General features: G+C 49.6%; 20 protein-coding genes and 1 tRNA gene. 11 read left to right on the forward strand and 10 right to left on the reverse strand.

All coding sequences use genetic code 11. From position 1 onward, the window contains the following. Positions 1–8: 8 nt before the first annotated feature. From B2118_RS00535 to recO, 3 genes are all read right to left on the reverse strand, one after another. Complete coding sequence (locus B2118_RS00535; protein WP_428052381.1) at positions 9–578, reverse strand: restriction endonuclease subunit S; 570 nt, start codon at positions 576–578, stop codon at positions 9–11. A gap of 196 nt (positions 579–774) precedes the next feature. Next, positions 775–1,497 carry a hypothetical protein gene (locus tag B2118_RS00540; RefSeq protein ID WP_428052382.1) on the reverse strand — a complete coding sequence of 241 codons (723 nt, stop codon included), beginning with the start codon at positions 1,495–1,497 and terminating at the stop codon, positions 775–777. A gap of 54 nt (positions 1,498–1,551) precedes the next feature. Continuing rightward, positions 1,552–2,253 carry a DNA repair protein RecO gene (gene recO, locus B2118_RS00545; RefSeq protein WP_428052384.1) on the reverse strand — a complete coding sequence of 234 codons (702 nt, stop codon included), beginning with the start codon at positions 2,251–2,253 and terminating at the stop codon, positions 1,552–1,554. Positions 2,254–2,470: 217 nt separating this feature from the next. Between recO and rpmH the strand changes: the two genes are divergently transcribed. The 5 genes from rpmH to jag all read left to right on the forward strand — a co-directional run bounded on the left by rpmH (position 2,471) and on the right by jag (position 6,259). Further along, positions 2,471–2,611: a 50S ribosomal protein L34 gene (rpmH, locus tag B2118_RS00550; protein ID WP_177747011.1), complete on the forward strand. Its 141-nt coding sequence runs from the start codon at positions 2,471–2,473 to the stop codon at positions 2,609–2,611. A 5-nt stretch (positions 2,612–2,616) separates the two neighbouring features. Further along, a complete protein-coding gene (rnpA, locus tag B2118_RS00555) occupies positions 2,617–2,994 on the forward strand; it encodes a ribonuclease P protein component (protein ID WP_428052386.1) in 378 nt (125 codons plus the stop codon). A gap of 34 nt (positions 2,995–3,028) precedes the next feature. Next, the gene (gene yidD / locus B2118_RS00560; RefSeq protein WP_428052471.1) at positions 3,029–3,247 is read left to right on the forward strand and encodes a membrane protein insertion efficiency factor YidD; all 219 of its coding nucleotides are present in this window, start codon (positions 3,029–3,031) and stop codon (positions 3,245–3,247) included. An 81-nt stretch (positions 3,248–3,328) separates the two neighbouring features. Further along, positions 3,329–4,936, forward strand: a complete 1,608-nt coding sequence (gene yidC, locus B2118_RS00565; protein ID WP_428052388.1) for a membrane protein insertase YidC — start codon at positions 3,329–3,331, stop codon at positions 4,934–4,936. A 12-nt stretch (positions 4,937–4,948) separates the two neighbouring features. Further along, entirely contained in the window at positions 4,949–6,259 is a 1,311-nt protein-coding gene (gene jag, locus B2118_RS00570; RefSeq protein WP_428052390.1) for an RNA-binding cell elongation regulator Jag/EloR, read from the forward strand. Between the two features lie 116 nt (positions 6,260–6,375). On the opposite strand, the gene B2118_RS00575 is transcribed toward jag, so the two are convergent. Continuing rightward, complete coding sequence (locus B2118_RS00575) at positions 6,376–7,035, reverse strand: HAD family hydrolase (RefSeq protein ID WP_428052392.1); 660 nt, start codon at positions 7,033–7,035, stop codon at positions 6,376–6,378. Positions 7,036–7,112: 77 nt separating this feature from the next. Here B2118_RS00575 and B2118_RS00580 point away from each other — a divergent pair, with 77 nt between their 5' ends. Then, positions 7,113–7,979: a glycine--tRNA ligase subunit alpha gene (locus tag B2118_RS00580; RefSeq protein WP_428052473.1), complete on the forward strand. Its 867-nt coding sequence runs from the start codon at positions 7,113–7,115 to the stop codon at positions 7,977–7,979. After that, positions 7,976–10,054 (forward strand): glycine--tRNA ligase subunit beta, encoded by a 2,079-nt coding sequence (gene glyS / locus B2118_RS00585; RefSeq protein WP_428052393.1) that lies wholly within the window; start codon positions 7,976–7,978, stop codon positions 10,052–10,054. Before B2118_RS00580 ends, glyS begins: the two co-directional genes overlap by 4 nt. A 585-nt stretch (positions 10,055–10,639) precedes the next feature. On the opposite strand, the gene B2118_RS00590 is transcribed toward glyS, so the two are convergent. Next, positions 10,640–10,996, reverse strand: coding sequence for a hypothetical protein (locus B2118_RS00590; protein ID WP_428052395.1), 357 nt, complete (start codon positions 10,994–10,996; stop codon positions 10,640–10,642). 12 nt (positions 10,997–11,008) lie between these two features. After that, entirely contained in the window at positions 11,009–11,896 is an 888-nt protein-coding gene (lipA, locus tag B2118_RS00595) for a lipoyl synthase (protein WP_428052475.1), read from the reverse strand. 84 nt (positions 11,897–11,980) lie between these two features. On the opposite strand from lipA, the gene B2118_RS00600 reads away from it, so the two are divergent. Beyond that, positions 11,981–14,068, forward strand: a complete 2,088-nt coding sequence (locus B2118_RS00600; RefSeq protein ID WP_428052397.1) for a SpoIID/LytB domain-containing protein — start codon at positions 11,981–11,983, stop codon at positions 14,066–14,068. A 65-nt stretch (positions 14,069–14,133) separates the two neighbouring features. Here B2118_RS00600 and B2118_RS00605 read toward each other — a convergent pair whose 3' ends face one another. The 4 genes from B2118_RS00605 to B2118_RS00620 form a co-directional block, all read right to left on the reverse strand. Continuing rightward, on the reverse strand, positions 14,134–15,900 hold the full coding sequence (locus tag B2118_RS00605; protein ID WP_428052399.1) for a hypothetical protein: 1,767 nt from the start codon (positions 15,898–15,900) through the stop codon (positions 14,134–14,136). Positions 15,901–15,984: 84 nt separating this feature from the next. Then, positions 15,985–17,733: an aspartate--tRNA ligase gene (gene aspS, locus B2118_RS00610; protein WP_428052401.1), complete on the reverse strand. Its 1,749-nt coding sequence runs from the start codon at positions 17,731–17,733 to the stop codon at positions 15,985–15,987. Next, positions 17,730–18,959 carry a histidine--tRNA ligase gene (hisS, locus tag B2118_RS00615; RefSeq protein ID WP_428052403.1) on the reverse strand — a complete coding sequence of 410 codons (1,230 nt, stop codon included), beginning with the start codon at positions 18,957–18,959 and terminating at the stop codon, positions 17,730–17,732. The genes aspS and hisS overlap by 4 nt, the downstream gene beginning before the upstream one ends. Before the next feature lie 76 nt (positions 18,960–19,035). Further along, complete coding sequence (locus tag B2118_RS00620) at positions 19,036–21,441, reverse strand: hypothetical protein (RefSeq protein WP_428052405.1); 2,406 nt, start codon at positions 21,439–21,441, stop codon at positions 19,036–19,038. A 210-nt stretch (positions 21,442–21,651) separates the two neighbouring features. Here B2118_RS00620 and B2118_RS00625 point away from each other — a divergent pair. The 3 genes from B2118_RS00625 (at position 21,652) to asnS (ending at position 24,301) form a co-directional block, all read left to right on the forward strand. Next, positions 21,652–21,727: transfer RNA gene (locus tag B2118_RS00625), tRNA-Ala, on the forward strand. A gap of 161 nt (positions 21,728–21,888) precedes the next feature. Next, positions 21,889–22,350 carry an IS200/IS605 family transposase gene (gene tnpA, locus B2118_RS00630; protein WP_428052407.1) on the forward strand — a complete coding sequence of 154 codons (462 nt, stop codon included), beginning with the start codon at positions 21,889–21,891 and terminating at the stop codon, positions 22,348–22,350. 652 nt (positions 22,351–23,002) lie between these two features. Further along, positions 23,003–24,301, forward strand: a complete 1,299-nt coding sequence (asnS, locus tag B2118_RS00635) for an asparagine--tRNA ligase (protein WP_428052409.1) — start codon at positions 23,003–23,005, stop codon at positions 24,299–24,301. Positions 24,302–24,336: the final 35 nt, after the last annotated feature.

A 24,336-nucleotide genomic window follows, 5' to 3' on the forward strand; every position in this document is an offset into this window, starting at 1 on the left:
AAAAACTCCTATAAATGGGTAGATAAGGCATCCAATAATCTTAACTGTAAATTAAATTTTTTTGTCTGCAAGTTGTGCTGCGTTATACAACAAGTGTACAAATTTGCTAACTGTTTTTGTTGCCCAATCGGCGGCAAGGGAATAGCAAGGGTGGCTAAATCCTCTTTTTTAAGGGATTTAAGCGTGGAAAAAGCGTTTGTTCGCTCTTGCAAGGCTCGCTGCCCGGCTGATGAGTTTAGCCAAAAGGTCAAAAACGGGGCATATAATGGGCCGGATTTTACACGGATTATCCATATAGCCGAGGACGCTAAACAGGGCTTGGTGGGCAAACTCGCGCAAGTGGCGGTCCTAAAATGAACGCGGTTTGTCAGCAAAATATCTTGTTCCCGCAAAAGCGTAATGTTTTTAGATAATTTTATGTTAAGGCGTGGTAAGGCAGTGAAGTCTTGCGTCCAAACATTTTGCGGTTGAACCCAATAAATATTCCCTGCGGAGCCCACTTTTGAAACATCCCGCAAGGAATAGCCGCTATAAATATCAGCCAGTTTAGAAAGGTAAATTTTATTTTTGTGCTCCATTATTTAATAATGTAGTAATAAAACTGTAAATTGTCAAGACCTAGGATTTGTATAGGTCTTTTGTGTAGAGGGATAACTGTGGCAAATTGTTGTTTAAAGAGGGAAAAACTGAGAAAAGAGAGGCTTAACAATGTCTTATTGGCAAAAACCTCCCGGACCGTTTGGCCCGGGAGGTTTTTATAAGTTAGCAATTAATTTACCGTACTGCCAAGGGAACATAAGACCCTTGCAACAGCGGGCTGTATTGCAAATTAGCGGGTTTATTGTAATTGAGGAACAAGACTTGGCTTTCCGTATCCACCACAATAGACAAGGTGCGGTTGCGTTCGTCCTTGGGATTTTTTAAGGTAAGCAAAATGGCTTTTTTGTATTGGGCCGCCTGATACGGATAGGCCTTGCCTTTAAAAAATTCAATAAAATACGCCACCACATCTTTGGGCATATAGCAAAAATCGCGCACGTCAATCGCGGTTAATTTATAGTGATGAAAGATTTTATTTTCTCTGGCCGCGCGGGTAAGCATTGTATAAGAGGTGCGGCAAGACTGCGTAAAGACAGATGGGCGCGTAGCGGCCAATTTGGAAAAGAAATCCGACAAGCGGTTTTCCTCGTAAGAAGTAGCGCGGGCCTTGACTACGGCTTTGGAAACAGAAGCCCCCAAAGGACCGTTGGCTCTATTCATATCTTGGTGGGCCTTTAAAATGGCCGTTTGCCAAGAGGTATAATAGGGGCGTTTTTTAGCCGCGGGTTTGACCGGGGTTTTTACGCTCGCATAAATTTTTTTGACCGCTTCACCCACTCTAACGCCAAAAACACCGCCTACAAAACGGTTATCTTTTTTGGTTTGGGCATTGGCCGCTCCGGCCATACAAAGCGATAAAAGCAACAGGCATACAGCAGATACTTTCTTATAATTCATTTTCTTCTCCTTAAATTTCATTGTACTAATTGCGGTAAATTCCGGCAAGGTGTTTTAATGCGCGGGGTGCAAAACAAGTTCTTCCAGTTCGGTCTGGTCCTCTTCCGCTAATGGTGTGGGCTCGTTTAGCCCGAAGTTTTTTAGCGTATTTAGCGGGTAAGTTAGATATTGGTTCAAAAAGCGGCGGCAGACGCTATTGCACTTGGACAGGGAAAGCAAATCCGCCGGCTCCGAAAACACGAGCGAGGAAAGTTCGTCCTCGTGCATACGATGCCAAAATTCAGCCGGAATTTTAAGTACAGGTTTTTCCAATCCAAAGCCCGCCAAGGTCATTAACCGCAAGGTAAAGGCCGCCGCAAAGGCGGAATTGACTTCGCCATATTCCAATTCGGTCAAGGCGGAAAGCAGTAGTTCGTATTTATCTTCGCTCGGCTGGTGCAGCGGGGTTAAACGCTGTATCAGTTCGCAAAAGTGCATCGCAAGCGTGGTACGCTTTAAATCTTGGCGGATGTGCGGAAAAATAGAGTTGATTTTGCCGCCCGTAACCGTGCCAATCGTTCCGCCGCGGCGCACATAAAAGCGGTAATCGGCACAGGCAAAGGGCTCGCTGATGGCCTTTAATTTGCCCGTTGCACGCAAAACCCCGGGCAGACGCGCGTTTAAGCGCCCGTGTTCGCGGGTGTAGAGCGATACAATGCGGTCCGCTTCCCTAAATTCCTGGCGGAAGAGAATAATGCCCGAGTCGGTAAATATCATTATGTACAGCATAGCATTTTTTTAGGGGTTGCATACAGCCTTAGGATATGGGATAATATAAAAGGTTCAGCCGGAAAATTTTATAAACGGTTGGCAAAATTTTGCAATAAAAGATATAATATCTGTAAGTTTCATACAGAAACGATTTTAAATTAATAACAGGAGATACGTTTTTTCCAGTTCGGTTTCCGGGCCAGAATTAACGTATAAGATAAAAATGTTACCGACATACAGACCTAATAAAAGAAGACGTGCCAAACACATCGGATTCCGCGCCAGAATGGCTACCGCCGGTGGTAGAAAAGTATTGAGCGCCCGCAGAGCCAAAGGCCGCCACGAATTAATCAGAGCCGCCTAAGCGCTATGACGCCTTACGGTCTGCCGCGAAGTAGCCGCCTGCACCTTAAAAGAGATTTTAAGGCTGTTATCCAAGGCGGCGCAAAATTGCAGTACCCTGGATTGGTACTGTGGTGGCGGTCCGGTCCGGAGAATACCCGGCCGGCCCGTTTTGCGGTAGTGGTATCCCGTAAATTGGGGCCTGCGGTTGTGCGCAACCGTACCAAAAGACTGTTAAGAGAAGCGTTCAGACTGAGTAGAAAAGACATCAAGCCGGGGACGGATATTGTCGTCAGCCCCCGCAACAGCGAAAAATTACCAACTGTACAAGCAGCGCAAGGCGCGCTCACGTTACTATGCGGCAAGGCCGCTTTACTTTTGTCCTCTTCAGATAATTTGCCGTAATCCTATTGAGGGACATATGAATCAGTTTTCGCTCGTGTGTAAAAAATTTTTACTTTTACTGCTCAATTTGTTTATGTTGCTGGTGCGGCCCTTTTTGGGTCCGCGCGGGGTGTGCCGTTTCACACCCACTTGCAGCCAATACGCAAAGCAGGCGATTGTGAAATATGGCGCGTTTAAAGGCGGCTATTTGGCGCTCAAACGGGTGCTGAAATGCCATCCCTTGCATCCGGGCGGATACGACCCGGTACCTTAATAAACGCGGTTTTCTACCCTTCACGCTTCCTCTTATCCGGCCGTCCGGCGCGCCGGGCGGTTTTGCCACAAGAGGAGTTTTATGAATAACAGACAGTTCTTAATTACCGTAATGCTGTTTTTACTGGTAATTACCGGCTACAACCAGTTTGTCGCCCTCCCCAAAGCCCGCGCGGCCAAGGAAGCCGCCGAGGCACAACTGAAAAAATCCGTACAGGAAGCCCAGCAAGCAAACGGTGCCCAAACCGTGCTGGCGGCTCCTATCTCTGTATCCAAAGAAAAAAAATCCGCTCCCAAGCCCGAGGAATTAATCACGCTTAATTTGCCGCAGGCGGACGTTACGTTTTCGTCCAAAGGGGCGGGCATTAAAACCTATTTGTTTAAAGACGTTATCGGCGATGTGGACCTGACTCCTTATAAAGGGGAAGGGTATTTCTCCACTATGCCGCAGGTGGACTTTGCCGAATTTGCCCGCACGCAGGATTCCATTACCTTCGTGGGCGACATCGTCCCCGGGTTTAGCGTCTATAAAACATTCCGTTTTAACGAAAACGGAATTAATAACGTTAGTGTTACGTTTGAAAACAAAACCTCGCAAAATTTGGCCGTCGCCCCGTGGAGTTGGAATTTTGGTCCCGGTTTGGCTACGGTAAAAAGCGAAATGAACGATAACGAACGCGAATCCAAAGCCGTTTATTTGGTGCAGGAAGAAGGCAAGAAAAAACCGACCTTGGAAACCTTCGCTAAAGGAGACAAACAGCCCACCTTGGCTTGGACGTGGGCCGGTATTCAAAACCGCTATTTCCTTTCCGTTCTGATTCCGCAGAACTGGAAAGGGGGCGATTTTACCGCCTCTTCCGAGAAAATCGGTACCCAAAAACGGATGTGGGGCTTAGCCGGTGAAGGCGATTTAAAGGGCCCGCAATTTTCCATTGCCGTAGCGGGAACCACGGTAGAAGCCAAATCCAAAGTAGAATATAATTCCGATTTCTATTTTGGCCCCAAGGATTACAAGGCGTTTTTAACCTTGCCCTACCATTTGGACCGCTCCATTGCGTTTGGTTTCTTTGGCGCCTTGGGCAAAATCGCGCGCAACGTATTGGAAACCTTCTACGGGTGGACGGGCAACTACGGCGTGGCTATTATTATGCTTACCGTATTGTTGCAGGCCATTTTGTTCAAGTTTACGATTATGCAGTTAAAATCGGCCGCCCAAATGAAAAAAGTCCAGCCCGAAATGAAACGCATCCAGGAAAAATACAAGGGCAACCCCGAAGCCTTGAACCGCGAAACCTTGAACTTGTACAAAAAGTACAATGTCAATCCGCTCGCCGGCTGCTTGCCGCTTCTTATCCAGTTGCCAATCTTCCTGGCGCTGTTTAACGCGCTTCGCACCTCGTGGTCTTTGCACGGGGCGAAATTCGTGTTTTGGATTACGGACTTGTCGTCCAAAGACCCGTACTACCTGTTGCCTATTTTGATGGGGGCCGTGATGTTCTTCCAGCAAAAGGGCAATATCCCCGCTGGGACGGATCCGTCCCAGGCGGCTATGTTTAAGTATATGCCGCTTATTTTTACCTTGTTGTTTATGAATTTCCCGTCCGGATTGGTGCTTTACTGGCTGACCAACAGCCTGCTCACTTACGGGATTCAAACGCTTATTAACCGCAAAATTGCGAAAGCAAATTAAGGAGTCATTTTTATGCCGAATAAAATTAAAGTACAAGCAAAAGACGTATCCGAGGCTATCGCCAAGGGTTTAAAAGAATTAGGATTAAGACGCGACCAAGTGGAAGTAACCGTACTGGAAACGCCTAAAAAAGGTTTCTTGGGTATCGGTTCCCGCCCGGCGGTAGTGGAATTGCGCCAGAAACGCTGGTCCACCGCCAATTTGGATGCGCAAATTTATATGGACGTACCGAAAAAACGCCCCTCTAAATCCCGCAACGGACGAAACAACCGCAAAGAAGCCCACGGCAACCGCCGCAATAACCGCAGAAGCGAACGCGTGTTAGACGTGCGCGAACCGCGCGAAAAGGCTCCTAAGGCCAACGAACCCCAAATGCTTCCCTGCGAGGCTATCCGCAACGCCGTCATCCCGGAAAATTTGAAAGCCCCAATGGCCGAAGCCAAGGAATACTTGGAGAAAGTGCTTACCCATATGGGTATTAAGGTGGAAAATTTGAACGTTTGGTGGGACGACAAACAACAGCGCATTTTGCTGACGTTTGACTGCGACCACCCGGCTATTGTAATTGGCAAAGAGGGCAAAACCTTGGAAGCCATCCAATACCTGTGCACCTTGGCATTGAGCCGCCACTTTGACAAGCCGATTTCCGTCATTACCGATACGCAAAACTATTGGAGAAAGGCCGAAGACAAAATCAACGCCGAAATTGAAAAAGGTATTGATATGATTAAACGCGGCAACAGCGTTTTCCGCTTCCGCCCGATGAGCGCGCAACTGCGCCGCTACATCCACCGCGCAGTAGAAGAAAATGAATTTGTAACCACCGCCAGCGAGGGCGAAGGCAAATGGCGCAAAGTAACCCTGCGCCCGACCGAGAAAGCGTTGGAAGCCGCCCGTGCCAACACCGCGCCGGCGGACTTTGTGCCCGGTGTAATCGGTGAGGACATCCCCGAAGAGGCCAAAACTGAAACGGTGCAGGAAGAAGTCGTTGTAACCGTGGAAAACGGCGCCGAAAAGGAAACCTGCGCGGTAGAAGTAGTGGAAGAATGCCCCTGCTGCCACCACGAGGAAGAAGCGCACGAAGCCTGCTCCTGCTGTGAAGGCGAACACGATTCTTGCGCGTGCGAATCTTCCGCCAAGGCCGAAGAACTCTCCCAAGCGCCAGCCCCGGCGGCTGAAAATAAGCCCGAAGCGGCTCCGACTGTTCAAGCGGAAAAACCTGCCACCGAAGAGAAAAAAGACTCTTGCGGCGGATGCTGTGGTTCCTGCAATTGTGGCCCGCTATTTGAAACCCCGGCCGACAACCCCGCCGAAACCAAATAACTCAAACATTTGGTAACATAAAAAAACTCCCGGGCTAAACGGTCCGGGAGTTTTTTATGTGTAATAACGGAACTTTGTGATACTTTCTACCCAAGAGCAAGGAAAAGAAATTTCCGCTACCCCAGCAATTCTTCCATATCCGGGTAAATATCCGCTAAGGATTTGTAAATCTTAAAGGCGTTCTCGCGCACAAATGTATTGGGCTGTTTGATTTGCGGCACCACGCAGGTACGCATCCCCGCCGAAATAGCCGCCGTCGCCCCGGCCACGGAATCCTCAAACACTAAACATTGCGATACATCCGCGTGCAACTTGTGGGCTGTTTTTAAATAGACTTCCGGGTCCGGCTTGGGCTTGGTTACGTCGTCGGTAGTGGTAATGGCGGAAAAGTATTTAATAATACCCTTTTTGGTTAAAAAGTGGCGCGCCCATTTGCTAATATTGGAGGAGGCCAGCCCTACTTTTAGTCCCCGGTTGTAAAAATATTCCACCGCTTCCTTGGCGCCGGGGCGGAAGTTAATTTCCCCGTCCGCCGCCAAATATTCCTCTACAATTTCCATTGTGCGGGAATTAATCCGCGCAATATCCGCCTGCGGACCGAAATGCTGGCGCATAAAGCGGGAGGCTTCCTCCCGGCTGATGCCTACGCAAGATTCAAACAGTTCAAACGGAAAGGTCTTTCCGTCCTCTTGGGCGGCCTTTTTATAGCATTCAAAATAGATAAGTTCGGTATCAAACAACAACCCGTCCATATCAAAAATAACGGTGGTAATCATATTTTTATTATACCAGTTTTTGCCTTTCCCCCCGCACGGCTATATTTTATATAATGTACTTACATATGAAATACGGTATGAATTTTCAGGATATGATATCCGCTTTGAACCATTACTGGACTAAACAAGGCTGCGTTCTTGTTCAGCCCTACGACGTGGAAAAGGGCGCCGGAACGTACAACCCGGAAACCTTTTTCGGCTCGCTAACCAAAAAGCCCGTCAAACGCGCCTATGTGGAACCCTGCCGCCGCCCCGCCGACGGCCGCTATGGCGAAAACCCCAACCGCTTGGGCAAATATTACCAATATCAGGTAATTATGAAGCCCGCCCCGGCCAATGTGCAGGAAATGTATTTAAACTCCTTAAAAGCCATCGGCTTGGACCCTAAACAGCATGACGTGCGCTGGATTGAGGATGACTGGCAATCCCCCACCTTGGGCGCTTCCGGCGTCGGCTGGGAAATTTGGCTGGACGGTATGGAAATTACGCAGTTTACCTACTTTCAAAATATGGCAGGCTATGCGTTAAACCCCATTACGGTAGAAATTACCTACGGGCTTGAACGTATTGCGATGTATTGCCAAAAGGTGGATAACGTATTTGATATCCGCTGGAACGACGAAATCACCTACCGCGACGTACACCACGAGGGCGAACGCCAATTCTCCCATTATTATTTTGAAGAATCCAATGTGGAACACCTGCGCCGCTATATCCAAGAGTGCGAGGAAGAGTGCTTTGCCTTGTGCAAAAAAGGGCTCTATCTGCCGGCGTATGACGACGCGATGAAACTTTCGCATTACTTTAATATGTTGGAAGCGCGTGGGGCGATTTCTGTGTCCGACCGCACCAACAACATTACCAAAATCCGCAATTTAGCCAAGGCCTGCGCCAAAGCCTATGTGGAAAGTGTAGAAAAACAAGACGAGGAGGCCGCTAAATGAACGCGCTTTTGGAAATCGGCGTAGAGCATTTGCCCGCCCGCTTTATGGCCCCGGCTTTAAAGCAATTAAAAACCTTAACCGCCCAGGTTTTGGACGAAAAAAGACTGACCTATAAATCCGTTGACTCCTTCGGCACCTACCGCCGTTTGGTGGTAGTCATTGAAGATTTGGCCGAAAAATCGTTAGACGTGCAAAAGGAAGTAAAGGGGCCGCCCGCCAAACTGTTAAAGGACGCAAACGGCAACTTTACCCCCCAAAGCGCGGGCTTTGCGCAGAAAAACGGCCTGCTGCCTGAAAAATTAACCGTAAAAGAAACCGAAAAAGGACCGTTTATTTACGCCATCGTTAAAATCAAAGGCGAAAAGACGGTCAAACTGCTGCCCGAAATTTTCACCCGCATTGTAACCGGGCTTGAATTTGCCAAAAATATGATTTGGGAAGAATCCGGCCTGCGCTACGGCCGTCCGATTCGCTCCCTTATCGGTCTGTACGGGCATAAGGTAATCAAATTTACCGTGGCAGGCGTTACGTCGGACCGCAACACCTATCCGCTGTCCTCTTTCGGCCGCAAACCGATTAAGGTGGAGCAGGCGGATAAAGCCTACTATGCCGACCTCCTGCGCGCCCAGCCGCAACCTGTGTTGGTATTGCCGGAAGAGCGCAAGGAAGCCCTTATCAAAACCGTTACCAACGAAGCCGCCGTGCGCGGTTATCACGCGGATTTGGACCCGGAACTCATTGAAGAAACCGTCTGGTGCACCGAACACCCGGTGGCCGTGGGCGGCGACTTTGAACTTAAATTTTTAACCTTGCCCAAAGAACTTATTACCACCGTTCTTAAAAAGCAGATTAAAATGTTCCCCGTAACCAACGACAAGGGCGAATTACAGCCGTATTTTATCGCCGTGCGCGACGGTATTTCCGTAAACCAAAACGAAGTACGCGATGGGTTTAAAAAAGTAATGTCCGCGCGCTTGTCCGACGCCGTTTTCTTCTTTGAAAACGACAAAAAGGCCGGATTAAACGCCTTTAAAGCCAAACTCAAAAACGTCCTGTTCTTGGAAGGCTTGGGCTCTATGTATGAAAAGTCTGCAAGAACCCAGCAACTGGCGGATTGGCTGTGCGACAAATTAGGCCAAACCCAGTTAAAAAACACCGTGGATTATGCGGCTTCCCACGCGTATGCGGATTTAGCCAGCCACGTGGTGTATGAATTTCCGGAATTGCAGGGCTATATGGGCGGGCAATATGCCGCCTTGGAAGGCCGCAAGGACGCTGCCAAAGCGATGGAAGAGTTTTACTTCCCGCTTACGTCCTCTTCTGCCTTACCGTCCACAGAAGAAGGCAACATTGTTTCCCTCGCCGGGAAAATGGACACCTTGGTCGGCAACTTTTTAATCGGCCAAATCCCCACGGGCAGCGAAGACCCCTTCGCCTTGCGCCGCCAAGCCTTTGGCGCGGTGCGTATGCTGTTGGAAAAGGATATGCAAATTTCGCTCAAAGAATTGGTGGAAAAATCCGCTTCCTTATACCCCGCCGGAACCCCGGACAAGGGCTTAAAGGAATTGCCGAATTTCTTGTTCCAGCGTTTGGCCTTAGTGCTTGAACAGCGCGGGCATAATGCCGCCACGTTAAACGCTGTTTCCCACTGGTACGAACTCCCCCTCACGCAGGTGGAAGCCCTCGTCAGTGCGTTGGAAACCGTTAAAACGGGCGCGGAATTTGCCTCCGTGCTGGAATCGGCCAAGCGTGTGTGCAACATCCTTAAAAAAGCCGGAAACGTAACCGAAGCAGTGGACGAAAAGTTGTTTGAACTCCCCGCCGAAAAAGCGTTATACGACAAAATCCACGAGGTGGATTCTACCTTGGGCTGTGCGGTAAATACCGCCAAAACCAAGGACGAATATTTAAATGTGCTGAAAACCTACGGTGCGTTTAAAGAGCCTTTGGAAAATTTCTTTAAGGATGTAATGGTAAACGCCGAAAACCCCGCCGTGCGGCAAAACCGCTTGGCGCTCTTGGCGCGTGTGCGCCGCTACCTCACGCAGACGGTAGCCGACATTACGAGCCTGTAAATTAGTTTTCTAAAAAGTCCGCGCCGGAGCAAAATCTGGTGCGGATTTTTTTTGTCTTTTTGCGTGGATTTCCGACGGGAAAAATAAGAAAAAAATCACCCCTTGACAAAACGCCCAATCCGCTTATACTATCCATACGGGAAGCAATTCCCACCAAGCCGGGAGCCGCAAAAAGCGGATGATGCGCCGGTGTAGTAAAGGTATAGAAGCAATGGTGCCGTAGGCCGGAAGGAGTTGGGCCTGTGCGCTTGGAAAGGCTAGGACGGTTGGGTTACATAACTGTCCGGGTGTCTGGTAGGCACAGAGCAGGACGTATCCGGCGACCAGTTGGGCAGTCCGTTAAGGGCGGTTTGATTGGGGTGTTATGGGACGGGGCTGTTGCGGTGGATGAAGTGGCGCAGTAGTAGAGTAGTGTTTCCGTAGGTTGATGTACTTGCTTCGGCCCGCGGGAAAAGCGGAGCGGCGTAAGGCCCGGCAGTTGGCGTGTAAAACGCGGAAAGCAGTGTAGTAAAGGAGTTGAAATGAACAGCAGTAATTAAACCCCTCGGTTTTAGGTAAACCGGGGGGCTCTTTTTTGTGGTTAAATTATTCTAACACGCTGGGTGGCGGAAGCGCGCTGCCCGCACTCCCGGACGGGGTAATATCCATTGTATTTTGGGGTTCCGCGGGCGTTTTGTTGGCCGGGTCCTCGGTTTCCTCGTCCTGCAAGGGCGTTAAAATCATTTCTTCGTAACTTTCATCCGGCAAAGGTGTTAAATTTTCCTCAGCAGGCGGAAGCGTTTGCTCCCCGCTTTGGGGCGCAACTTTAACCGTCTTGGGCGCAGTTTTATGCACTTGGGGCTCCCCGTTATACGCGTTGGACGGGTTCCACCAAGCGGGCGGATTACCCGCGCAGGCGGCCATAAAGAAAGAAATAAAAAAAGAGAATACAATCTTCTTCATAATCTTATTATACTATTTTACGCTTTGCCCCGCCAAGGCGCGGCGGTATAACGCCCCGGCCCGGTAACTGCTGCGCACCAAGGGCCCACTGGCTACACCCTTAAACCCCAAGGAAAGTGCGTATTCTTCCCACGCCTTATATTCCTGCGGTTCGGGGTAGCGCGCCACCGGGTAATGCGTGGCGGAAGGGGCCAAATACTGCCCAATCGTCAGCAAATCAACTCCCACGGTGCGCAAATCCTTCATTAAGGTTTTTAATTGCTCCTCCGTTTCTCCAAGACCCACCATAAAGCCCGTTTTGGTAAAAATTTCAGGCGCCAGTTTTTTGGAATTTTCCAAGAGAGTAAGCGTCCTTTTATAATCAGCACCGATACGCACCGCGCTATACAATTCTTGCACGGTTTCCACATTGTGTGCCAGTACCGCCGGGCGCGCGTCCAAAACGGTTTTAAGCGCCTGTTTATCCCCCTTTAAATCGGAAATTAAGGGTTCCACCAGCACCTCGGGCGTCAGTTGGTGGATAGCGTTAATCACGCGCGCAAAATGCGCGGCTCCGCCGTCTGGTAAATCGTCGCGCGTGGGCATTGTCAGTACGGCATAACGGATGCCCCACTCCTTTACGGCTTCGGCCACCCGCCGGGGCTCGTTTTCGTCTGGTGGCAAGGGACGCGCCTTGGTTACCGCGCAAAAGCGGCAACCGCGCGTACATAAATCGCCCAGCACCATAAAGGTAGCGTCTCCACAGTTAAAGCACTCCCCCCTATTGGGGCAATGCGCCGCGTGGCACACGGTGTGCAAAATGTGTTTATCAATAGAAGCCTGCGCCGAGAGCGCGGCCGAAGTACGCAGGGCGGCTTTGTTGCGCCCGGCCAAATCTTTAAGCCATTGGGGTATCGGAATCGTCATAAAAATTATTATACAAAAACAGGCGCGTTTCCCGCCGAAAACGATATAATATAAGAAATAGTAACCTTGGGGTATTTTGTGAAATATTTTATCTTTCTGATTAGTTTTCTCTTTCTTTTTACGGCCGCGTGGGCGGACGAAGCCCCCAAAACCGAGGCCGAACGCTTAAAAGAGGCGGGCGAGTTGTACTTTGCCTACAAGCCCGATGACGCCTTTGACGAATACATACAACTTTCAAAAGATACCCAAAACCGCCAAGCCTTTTTAAATGCGGCTTTTATTGCTATGGAAAAGAACGAGCCCAAAAAAGCCGTGGACATTGCCCAAGCCGCCTACAAAATTTATCCCAAAGACCGCGAAGTAATAGAAATGGGCGCCGAAGCCTTTTTGGCGGACGGGCAATACGCCTCTGCCGAAAAACTGCTCGCCCAACTGCCCGAGGATAAGGACCGCTCCGGCTTCTTATACATCAATTTAGCCCGCGCGCAAATCGGCCTTGGGGATAAAAAACTGGCCAAGTATAACCTGCAACTGGCCGCCCGCGCCGGCACTCATCCGGCCCTTGCCAACTACCTGCTGGGCACTTTGTACGAACAAGATAAAGAATATAAAAAAGCCGCCGAAGTGTTTGAAAAGGCTTCTACCTATGACCACCAATTTATTGAAGCCAAAAAGCACTACGCCGCCGTGCTTGAAAAACTGGGCAATTACAACGAAGCCTACCGCCAGTACCGTATGATTTACTCGTCCGACAAAAGCAATAGCGAGGTCAACCAGGCACTAGAAAGGCTCCGCCCGCGCATTACCCGCACGGAAAAACAACTTACGGGCGGAAAGGAAATTTTAAAGCACACCTTTGTAAAACCCTTTGCTTTGCCGGACGGCGTAAAAACGCGCGAAATAAAAGTAGGTATCGGGATGCGCCAAAACGGCCGCCCGCCCGAACGCCACGCCTTGCATTTTATTCCGTCCCACGCCTTTACGGTTACCGATGCCAAAACAGGCAAACTGTTGGGCAAAGGCAACGCGCGGGAAAGTTGGGTGGCCCTTTTGCAAAACGGCAAAGCGCATTTATCTTCCCCCGCGGGCAAAAAAATATCGTTTTCCGGCTCTGTAATGATTACCCCCACCTCCAAAACACAGGGTGAAGGGGCCACCATTATCGTAAAAAACGTAATGAGCGGTGCTGGGATGACTTGGTCCAGCGTGGACGATAAAGAATACCGCGGCAAGTTGCAAATTACGCACAATACCAAAAACAATACGCTGGTGCCGATAAACATTGTAACCATAGAGGAATATTTACAGGGCGTTATTTCGTCCGAAATGCCGACTAAATTTCCGATGAACGCCTTGCGTGCGCAGGCCGTTTTGGCCCGCACTTACGCCTTAAAACACCTGGGAAAGCACAAGTCCTACGGGTATGATTTATGCGACACGCAAAACTGCCAAGTTTATGGTGGGGTAAGCGCGGAAAGCGAGCGCGGAAACGCCGCCGTGGAATCTACCGTAGGCGAAGTATTGGAATACAAAAACAAGCCGATTGAGAGTGTATTTTCGGCCAACTGCGGCGGCATTACACAAAGCGCCAAGGAAGCGGGGTGGAGCGAAACGCCCTATTTAAACCCGGTATCCGACTACAAAGATTTTAATTTTGATACGTTACAACCCTACCAGTTTAAAGAACTGTTGCAATACCCGCACGATGCGTACAGCCGCTACGACAAAAACGTCAGTTTGGCGGCCTACCGTTGGACGCGCGTGGTGGACGAAAAAGACCTGCGCCAAGTGATTAAACGCCAAAAGAAGGATATCGGCCGCATTACGGCTTTAATTCCCTTGCGGCGCGGACGCTCGGGCTACGTAAGCCGCTTGCTTGTAAAGGGCACCAAGGGCACTGTTACGCTAAATAAAGAAAATGTCATCCGTAATAATTTAAGTTTGGGGATGCTTAGGAGCAGTTACTTTATTGTGGAACCCAATTACGAAAACCGCGAACTGAAATTCTTTGTATTTTACGGCGGCGGTTGGGGGCACGGCGTGGGATTTTGCCAAACGGGCGCCGCCGGGCGCGCCGATGCGGGGCAGGATTACAAAACGATTTTAAACCACTATTTTCCGCTGGCGGATTTCATTTCCGCACACGCGGACACCCCGGATAAATAATCTAATATATATGAAAAACCCCCAGGAAAATTTCCCGGGGGCTGTTTTTCATCACTTCTAAAAACTTATTGGCCGGAAAGTTGGCGCTGTGCTTCGGCCTGCGCCTGCTGGATTTGCTTTTGCTTTTCGGCGTTGGAAAGATTGGAAGCGTTAATCTTATCAATCTTTTCAAACGTTGCGGCCAGCACATCGTGCGCGTGGGAGCGCAACGCCTGTTTTTGTTCAGCGGGCAACTGCGCTACTGACGGGTCGCGCATAATGGCGTCCACCTGCTTATTTACGCGGGCTTCCTTCATTTGCGGGGAATCTTGGCGCGCTTGGATGTCTTGGTTTACCTTCAAGCGCAGTTCCATTGCTTTTTTATCAAATTCCGCGGCGGAAATTTCCTGATTGTTCGCCAGTTCCATATAATCCTGCTGGTATTTTTGCAAAAGGGCGTCAATTTCCCTAGCCCCGGCTTCGCCGTAAATCTGTTGGGCGTTACCCACCAAACTGTTGCGCTGTTGCTGTAAATCTCCGCGGACGGCGTTTAATTGAGCATCTGTCATTTTGTGCTTGCGCGGAAGGACTTTTCCCCCCTCTTCGTCAGCCAGTTGCCTTTGAACTTCTTCCATTTGCATACCGTCTTCAATCTTGCGCAAACCGTCCAAGGGCATTTGGTGTTGGTGGATGACCTTTTCAATTTCACCGCGGCGCACGCGCTGGTTTTCCAGTTGCTGTTTATAATATTCCTCGGCGGGCAACCCTTGGCGCGCCAGTTGCATATCTTTGGCACGGGCCGCATCAATGGCTTGCGCGGCTTCGCCCGCAATTTGGGAACCGTATTGCTTGGCAAGGGCTTCCTTTAACTGGTTATCCTTGGTTAAACGTTCTTGTTCAAATTGCCTAAAACCGTTGTCTTGGCTCATTTTTTCCAACTTTTGTTGGTATTTATTAGCCACTTCGCGCACTTTGTTCGCAATTTGCTGTTGTGTTTGTCCGGGTGCGTTGACGGCGGAAGTCATTTCCTTTTGGAAGGAATCCATCATCCGGCCCGCTTGGGCTCCGGCCTGCTTGCCATAAGCCTGCGTCATACTCTGCACCACGCTGTCCTTTTGCGCTGCTACTTGGTCCAGCACCGGGGCAAAAGGCCCGGCGGAAACGCCACGCGAGGAATTGCGTTGGAGGTATTTTTCAATATTGGCGTCTTTTTTGCTCTTAGGCAAAAGGGCCTTAGCAATCGCTCTATCCAAGCCGGAGGAAAGCGTTTCCAACTGTTTGCTTAACTGTTTTTGCTTGTCCTTATTGGCTCCGGCCAAATAGGGTGCAAAGGCGTTGGCGCGTTCGCGGCGGATGGCTTCCTCCCGAGTGGGCTGGTAAACACCGGGCGCGGCGGAATTATTAGCCCCCCCGGAAACGGTATTGCCGGGCACGCCCGCACGGTATGAGCCGTAATTGGCGGGCATTGTCTGCCCCATATAAGAAGCCCCGGAACCGCTGTAAGAGGCCGAATAAGGCTTATTTACGGTAGGGGCGCGCAAAGTATAGTCCCCTTGGTTTAAACCCGTTTGTGGGGCATTTGAGGCGGGATAATACGCATTTCCTTGGCGGTGCGTTGTTTGTTGCGGAGCGTTTTGATACCGCCCGGCGACTTGCCCGGACGGGGCCACGCCCAAAAATTCTTCATTTTTCAGTTCCTCCAAGGTAGGCTGACGGGGAACCGCCGCTTGGCGCGTACCCGCTGTCCGGCGGGAAGCGGAACCCGCCCCCGTCGTCTTCATAAACGCCAAGCCTAACGCCAAGAGTACAATGATAATAAATCCCAGTTGGAGTAGTTTTTTATTTTTTTCCATAATTACCCGCCGATATGTGATACTCTTATTATAATGCAAAAACGGCAAAAAAAGAAGCCCCGCTTTGCGGCGGGGCTCTTTAAATTACTCTTTGGTAATGCTGATGCCCAATTCTTTGAGTTGGATATCATCCACCGTATTGGGCGAATCCGTCAGCGGGCAGACAGCCTGCGCCGTTTTCGGGAAAGCGATTACCTCACGGATGGACTCTTCCCCGGCGAGCAGCGCGGTAATGCGGTCCAACCCCAAGCCGATACCTCCGTGGGGAGGCGCACCCGCTTCCAACGCGTTTAACAGCATACCGAAGCGGCGGGCGGCTTCTTCCTTGGAGTGCTTCATCAAGGCCAAAATGCGTTCCTGCACCTCGCGGCGGCAGTTGCGCACGGAGCCGGAAGCCAATTCGTTGCCGTTTAATACCAGGTCAAACTGGTAGGAGCGGATAGAACCGGGGTCCTTTTCCAAATTGGGCAAGTCCTCTTCCACCGGGGCGGTAAAGGGGTTATGCGCCGCATCCCAGCGGTCTTCCTCGGGGATGTATTCCAAGAGCGGGAAGTTGGTAATCCACACAAAAGCCCAGTCGCTTAACTGCGGCAACTCTTTGACAAGTTCCTTGCGTAAAGCACCCATAAAGATTTGGCAGGTGTGGAGTTTTACGTCGCTGCCGATAAAGATAATATCGCCTTCTTGCGCGGCCACGGCGGCCTGCACGGCTTTTAATTCTTCTTCGGTAAAGAACTTGGCGGACGGGCCTTCAAACTTGCCGTCTTTTACTTTAATCCACACGAGGCCTTTGGCGCCGTTCTTTTTAACAAGTTCGGTCAGTTTATCCAAGTGCCCGCGGGAGTAGGCCGCGCCTTTTTCGCCACGGATAGCGCGGATGGCGCCGTTAGCGGCCAAGATATCTTTAAATACCTTAAAGCCTGTATTTTTGAAGATTTCATTTACGTTCTTCATTTCCAGCGTATAGCGCAAATCCGGCTTATCGGAGCCATATTTTTCCATAGCGTCGTGGTAGGAAAGTTTGGGGAACGGGGTCTTTAATTCTTTGCCCGCCGTTTTAAAGATTTCCTTCATCAGCCCTTCTACAATTTCGTGGATATCGTCAATCGTTACGAAGGACATTTCCATATCAATCTGCGTATGTTCGGGCTGGCGGTCGGCGCGGAGGTCTTCGTCGCGGAAGCAGCGGGCCAACTGGAAATAGCGGTCAATGCCGCTGGCCATTAATGTTTGTTTGAACATCTGGGGGCTCTGCGGCAAGGCGTAAAATTCACCGTGGTGTACGCGGGACGGAACCAAATAATCGCGCGCGCCTTCGGGCGTGGAACGCGTTAAAATAGGGGTTTCCACTTCCAAAAATCCGTTAGCGTCCAAGTAGCGGCGGGCGGACTGCGCAATGCGGTGTCGCAGGAGCAAATTGGCAAACATTTTGGGGTTGCGCAAGTCCAAATAGCGGTATTTCAAGCGGATTTCTTCGGCTACCGAGCGGGATTTGTCCACATCAAACGGAAGCGGGATAGAGGTGTTCAACACCTTAAAATCTTCCGCCAACACTTCAATTTCCCCGGTCTTCATATTTTTGTTTACAGCCCCTTCAATGCGGCGCTGTACGGTGCCGGTTACCTGCAAAACATATTCGTTGCGCACGGCGGAAGCCTCGCTGAAAAAGGGTTTAGAGGGTTCCACCACCACTTGGCAAACGCCGGTGCGGTCGCGCAAGTCAATAAACAGCACCCCCCCGTGGTTGCGGTAACTGTTCACCCAACCGCACAGGGTTTGTTTGGTGCCTAACAGGGACGCGGTTACATCCCCGCAGTAATTGGTTCTTTTCATATCCGTTTTTTTACCTCGTCAGTTAAAACGTCAAAAGCAATTTGGGTTTGTTCACCCGTTTGCAAATCTTTTAAAGTGGCTACTTTTTTAGCCAGTTCATCCCCGCCTAAAATAAGCGCGTAGGACGCCCCGCAGCGGTCGGCCTGCTTCATTTGGCCCTTTACGTTTTTTTCAAAAAGGCCGCCTTCGGTGCGCACGCCCGCTTCGCGCAAGGCCTGCATTAAGTTAAAAGCCGTTTCGTTGCAATCTTTTTCAAGCGACACCACGCAAATGCTCTTTTCCTTGGCTCTTTCCACCTCTCCGCGCGATAAAATCACGCGTTCGGCGCCCATTGCCCAGCCGATAGCAGGAGTCGCCGGGCCGCCCATATTTTTGATGAGCGTATCGTAGCGTCCGCCAGCGGCAATGGCATTTTGGGAAGCATCGCCCGCCTGAAATTCAAACACGGTGCGGGAATAGTAATCCAGCCCGCGCACGAGCATCGGGTCCACTTCAAAATCAATTTTGCCCTTTAACAAGCGTTGAACTTCGTCAAAGTGGGCTTGGCACTCGGGGCACAGGTGCATAGTCGGCACGCGGCCCGCAAAACGGGCGCCGTCAATTTTGCAGTCCAATACGCGCAAGGGGTTCTTTTCCAAACGCGTTTGGCAGTTTTCGCACAGCGTGTCTTTTTCCTTAGACAAGAAATCAATGAGTTCCTGGCGGTAGAGCGGGCGGCATTTGTCGCACCCTAAACTATTAATTTTTACTTTATAGTTTTTGGCGCCGAATTTAGCCACGATGTCCTTTAACATCAAAATCACTTCCGCATCAGCGGCCGGAGCGGCGTTGCCGATGTATTCCGCGCCGATTTGTTCAAACTCGCGGTAGCGGCCCGCCTGCGGGCGTTCCGCACGGAACATATTGCCAATGTAATAAAATTTTTGCACAGGCGCGTTTTGCGTAAAATTATTTTCCAAATACGCACGCACCACGCCGGGGGTTCCTTCGGGGCGGATAGCCAACTGGCGGTGCCCGGCATCTTCAAACGCGTACATTTCCTTTTGGACAATGTCGGTCGTTTCGCCGGTGGATTTAATAAAAAGTTCCTTTAATTCCACGGTGGGCAGGCGCAATTCGCCAAACCCATAAAGGGAAAATACGCCGCGGGCGCAGTTTTCCAGTTCAGTAAAATTTTTAGATTGGGGTTCAAAGATATCTCTAAACCCGCGTACTAGTTTAGCCATATAAGTAATTTTAGCATTTTAGAGGGAAATAAGAATAGCCATATGCTAAAAAACCCCGGTTTCCCGGGGTTTTTTATTAAAGCGCTTTTATTTGAGCGGACAAGTTTTGGCACCAAGGCGTGCTTTGCACTTGTTTTAAACGCTGGCTGTATGCGTTCCACAGCGAGGTTTGGCGCTGGTTCAATTTCTGCCCTTTGGCAAGGCGTTTGCGGATAGGAGTAAGTTCCTTTTCGTACTTCTGCTCAAAACTAGCCAAGGTGCATTGCTCTTTATATTTGGCTTCCAATTCCTTGCGTTTAGCCGCATTATTGGCCTTGTTATCGGCCGTTGGAGCGGCTTTTGTTTCCGCTTTTGCCAGGGCAGGTGTTGCGTTCCCGTTCTTATACGCCTCAAACAAGGCCTGATATTCCTGCACCTCACGCGCCTGCGTAGGCAGAGCCGAACCTGTGCGGACGGCCAATAAAGAATCCCGCAAATTAGGGTGCGCCGCAATATAGCGGTCCAACGCCGCCTTGGGGCTGTTGTCCACCTTTACAGGCTTATTAACAGGCTGTTGGGGCTTGCTCGCCACCGTGGCAGGTTTGCTCGGTTTAGGAGTAGCCACTGGGGCGGATACTTTCGGTTTAGAGGTAGCCGCCACCACCTGCGCTCCTTTCGGGCCCACATAATTGCCACTAATCACGGGCGTAGATTTGGACGAAGTTTGCGCTTTGCCCGTATTAGTACCTTTGCCAGAAACAGACACAACAGGCGTAGGCTTTTGGGCAGAGACTGCTGTGGCTCCACCGATTTGCGCAAACAAAGGATTGTTATTCCCCTGCGTTTGCGTAAGTTGCGACCAAGTCGGCACGGTGCGCCGGGTGGCTTTATGTTGGTAACTCCCACCCAATTTGGCCCAGTTTGCCCGCGCTTTCCCTTCGCAAGCCACGTGGATATGATACGGGCGAGTACGCCCGTTTACCTTTACATCTGTACTTAAATACCCATTTTCATTTCCAACAGGCTTACCGCATACTAAGCACGGATAAGTAATGGACGAAAAATCACTATCCATAGGTTTGGCCGTCAAAACTCCTTTGGCATCCAGCACATCGGAGCCCGGAGTATATTGCCCTTTGTACTGGTTTAAATCTTGCACAAGTTTCGCTACCTGCTGGGAAGAGGCGTTTCCCTTGGTGTTGGCTTCTTGAACGGGCGCAATTTGCTGTTTTATAATGTCTCTGATTTTATCCGCCTTTTGCGTTAAATAGTTGCACTCGGCAGACAGCGCAAGCCCTTGCCTATCCAAGGCCGAGCCAACCGTACGTTTGCCCTGTAAAGTTTCGCAACGGGCATCTCGCGCTTGTTCCACTTTACCCAAATAGGCTTTCCAGTCTTGGGCCAGTTGCATCAGTTCTCCCGCGGAACCGGCCTTTTGTTTCCAATCTCTTAAATAGGCTTGTACTTTTGCCAAATCGGCAGCATCTTTGGCAGGAATCCCTTGCAAATAGATATAAGGCTTTCCGCACAGGCTCTTCCAGCCGTTTTGCACGCGCGGAGAAGTTTTCCCCTCCATACCCCAAATGAAATCTACGGCGTTGATAAAACCTTCCAAATCATCGCAAGTAAGGTCGTCATTATCGTTATTCATAATAGAAGACACGCCCTTAAAAACCATCTCGTGCGGTTCAACGCGGAGCAAGGAGTGAACCTTATCCATATTCTGCTTATCCGCATACAGGTCTGCTAATCCAAAGAAATGTCCTACTTCGTGCAAGACAATGCCGGACATAGAATAATCCTGCATATACCCCCCCACAAAAACCTGGTTGTTTTTGTCGGCTTCCTGCGAAGCTAACTCCATCGCGGTATAATCGTCATTTCCAGGCAGAGAAAGAGTCCAAATAGTTTTGTCTTTATCATACACACCTTTTATAGCACCTGCATTTCCACGGTGATGAAAAAATTGTTGTTTTGTGGAACCATACTGAAAATTTCCTAACGATTTAATACGCAAATCGTACTTGCCCCTCATTTTCTTGTCACAATCTTCCCCATTGGGGTTAATCACTTGCAACTCAATGCGGCGGGGCAGAGCGGCCAAGATATCGGCAAATTCCGCTTTGCGCGCAAATTCGGGCGCGGGAGCAACAGCCTGCTGTTTTTTGGCTTTCTTTTTGCTCTTAGTAGGGGCGGCCTGAACGGATTGGCGTTCCCCCAGTTGCGTGCGGATAAAGGTTACCCAAGTATCAAGCGCTTCTTGCGTGGACTGAACAAAATAATCCCGCGTAATTTTTTCACGGGCGGGGTCCGTGCTGGTACCCTCGGTGCTAACGCACACCCGCACCTTAGGGTTTTTGGTAGTCAGCACATAATATAAAAAACTGTTTTTGTAGATATAGGGATTTCCGTTATGGACAACTAAATTATCCAACAACCCCCACGCCCCGGCGGTGGTGGCGGAGAAGAAACATCCAAAAAGCAAAATTAAAAGTTTTTTCATATAGTATCCAAAGCAAATAGATTTGAGCCAAACACGGGGAGCGTTTTCGCTCAAATTTGCTATAAATATAGTATAGTAGTAAAAAATTATATTTTCAAGTAGAGATATTCTTTCAACATCGCCCCGACGGGAAAAAATAAAAATATTTTTATTTTTGTTTCCGTATATGCTATAATAAATATGTTGAAAGTAAAGTAGTTGCCGATTTTCGGGCGTGTAGCTCAGCTGGGAGAGCGCCTCGTTCGCAACGAGGAGGTCGTCGGTTCGATCCCGATCACGTCCACCATTTAAAAACCACGCGAAAGCGTGGTTTTTTATTGGTACAAAAAAACCACCGGCTAGGCCGGTGGTTCAGTAAGGTTCTACCGTTCCCCCGGACAAAAAAACTCCTTTTGTATAATAAATTGCCTGTGCTAGCAGGCAATTTAACAAAAGGAGGTCTTTGTTATGCCCAATGACTTAAATAAGTTATCACATACAACGTGGAACTGCAAGTATCATATCGTATTTGCCCCAAAATATCGTCGCCAAGTGTTTTACCGTGAAAAGAGGGTGGAGATAGGGAAAATCCTGCGTAAATTATGCGAATGGAAAGGGGTAGAGATAATAGAGGCGGAAGTATGCCCGGATCATATCCATATGTTGTTATCAATACCGCCGAAATACAGCGTAGGGAGTGTAATGGGATACATAAAGGGGAAGAGTAGTTTGTTAATATACGAGCGTTGGAAGAATATGCAGCATAAGTACAAGAATCGGGAGTTTTGGTGCCGAGGGTATTATGTAGATACGGTAGGGAAGAATAAAGTCAAGATAGCGGAATATATTAAAAACCCATTACGAGAGGATAAATTAGGAGCGCAATTGCCATTTGATAAGAGCCCATGGGAAGGGAACAAGCGAAAGTGAACGCGAGCGACAGGCAGTTGAGACGCGTTACACGCGTGGCTAGTAAGGAGGGGCAGGACCCCTATGTGAAAAACCCCCGGCTACGCCGGGGGATTGTTATTGGGGGATGTGCCCTAAGTTTTACACAAAGAGGCGCGAACCGTATTCATACTTTTTGTACCGACAAAAAGTATGACAAAAAACTCGCCGCCCAAAGCGTTATAAAAGCCAGGCTTGGCCGGACATTTTTATAACTCGCTACGCTCAAACAAATAAAAATGTTTCACCGTCCAAACCGGCTTTTATGGGCAACGCACGGGCGGCCTTAACAGCCAACAACAGCCCTTACTCCTCCGCCTTATACGTCTTTTATATGCGGGCAAGACCCGCAGAACAACTAAAAGAGGAAAGGCCTTGTTTATGCCATCATTTTTGAAAGTCGCCCAACACGGAGCGTGTCCCTGTTTTTTTCATAAAGTCGTCATCCCCGAGTGTTTTAGTCGGGGATCTGTTGTTACTCTCAAACTGAGGAAAACAACGTACGGGATGACTGCACCCTGCGGGTTGCCAGTTAAAAATGAACCCGTTTTCCCCTTTGTCTTTTTCCGTCGCTTTTCCCCGCTAAAAAAGATAAAATAAATATGTAGCCTATTTCTTTATTACAGAGGAATATATGTCTAGTAAAATTCGTGTTAAAGATGTTGGCCAATATCTCGGCCAAGAAATCACTTTAAAAGGCTGGCTGTATAACAAGCGTTCCAGCGGCAAATTGCACTTTTTGCAACTGCGTGACGGCAGCGGCATTATCCAATGCGTAATGTTCAAGGGCGAAGTTTCCCCCGAGCAGTTTGAACTGGGCGATAAAGTTACCCAGGAATCTTCCATTATCGTTACCGGCACCGTGCGTGAGGACAAACGCTCTCCGCTCGGCTATGAACTGGGCGTAAAAAATTTGGAAGTTGTGCAAATGGCAAAGGATTACCCCATTTCCCCCAAAGAGCACGGCCCGGAATTTTTGATGCACTACCGCCATTTGTGGCTGCGTTCCGCGCGCCAAACGGCTATTTTGCGCATCCGCGACGAAATCATTTTTTCTATCCGTGAATATTTCCACAAAAACGGTTTTATCTTGTCCGACTCCCCGATTTTGACTCCCGCCGCCTGCGAGGGCACAAGCACGCTTTTTGAAACCGACTACTTTGGCGAAAAGGCGTTTTTATCCCAGAGCGGTCAGTTATACGGCGAAGCCTCGGCGATGGCCTTGGGCCGCACCTACTGCTTCGGCCCGACCTTCCGCGCCGAAAAAAGCAAAACCCGCCGCCATTTGACCGAATTTTGGATGGTGGAACCCGAAGTGGCCTACAACGATTTGGACGACAATATGGACTTGGCCGAAGACTTTATCAAATACATTGTGGCCCAAGTGTTAAAGAACCGCGCCGACGATTTGAAAACGCTCGGGCGTGATACGTCCAAACTGCAAGCCACCGTGGAAAAGAAATTTCCGCGCATTGACTATACGGACGCAATTGAAGTTCTGCACAAAAAGGGTAACAACACCCCTTGGGGCGGAGACATCGGCGGCGATGAGGAAACCTTGCTCGGCGAGGATTACGACACCCCGATTATGATTCACCACTACCCCACCGAAATTAAGGCCTTCTATATGAAGCGCGACCCCAAAAACCCCAAAACGGTTTTGGCAGTGGACGTCATCGGCCCCGAAGGCGCGGGCGAAATCATCGGCGGCAGCGAAAGAGAAGCCGACTACGACGCCTTGTTGCAGCGCATTAAAGAACAAGGTTTGGACCCCAAAGGCTACGAGTGGTATTTGGACCTGCGCAAATATGGCAGCGTGCCGCACTCCGGCTTTGGTATGGGGATTGAACGTATGGTCCGCTGGGTATGCGGATTACAGCACGTGCGCGAAACGATTCCGTTCCCGCGTATGATGGATAAAATTCATCCGTAACCGTTACTAGATATAAAAGCACCCCGCGGAATTTA

The sequence above is a fragment of the Candidatus Avelusimicrobium stercoris genome (genome assembly GCF_002437085.1).
Taxonomy (GTDB): Bacteria; Elusimicrobiota; Elusimicrobia; order Elusimicrobiales; family Elusimicrobiaceae; genus Avelusimicrobium; species Avelusimicrobium stercoris.